The organism is Lentilactobacillus parafarraginis DSM 18390 = JCM 14109 (genome assembly GCF_001435895.1).
GTDB classification, from domain to species: domain Bacteria; phylum Bacillota; class Bacilli; order Lactobacillales; family Lactobacillaceae; genus Lentilactobacillus; species Lentilactobacillus parafarraginis.
The window spans coordinates 1-432 of sequence record NZ_AZFZ01000219.1; the positions used below are offsets into that span (position 1 = coordinate 1).

General features: G+C 40.3%; 1 protein-coding gene. It reads left to right on the plus strand.

The features are described 5' to 3' along the window. Nucleotides 1-432, plus strand: a 432-nt coding sequence (locus FD47_RS14810; RefSeq protein ID WP_162260771.1) for a replication initiator protein A, incomplete at both ends; no start/stop codon positions are given.

Consider the following 432-nt stretch of genomic DNA (forward strand, 5'->3'; position numbering starts at 1 on the left):
AAACAAATTTCAAGTTTTATCAAGCTGACAACGTTTATGGGGCCTTATTCTTTCAGTTTCCCAAAGTATTGATGTACGGCGAACAATATCGGTATTTAAGTAGTGAAGCCAAATTAGCCTATATGGTGCTGAAAGATCGGCTCGAGTATTCCTTACGCAATCACTGGGTTGATGAGGAAGACCACGTCTACTTTATTTTTACCAATCAAGAATTAATGGATCTATTCAATTGTTCAAAGGGAAAATTAGCCACCGTTAAGAAAGAACTCGAAAAAGCTGGCTTGCTTTATCAAAAAGCCATGCATTTTAATCCCAAAACAGGGAAAAATGAACCCAACCGACTTTACCTGGCCGAACTAGATATGCGATCAACGGACGTCTATTTACGCGGTGAATATGGCCAAAAAGAGCCGCAAACCCTTGCTACGAGCG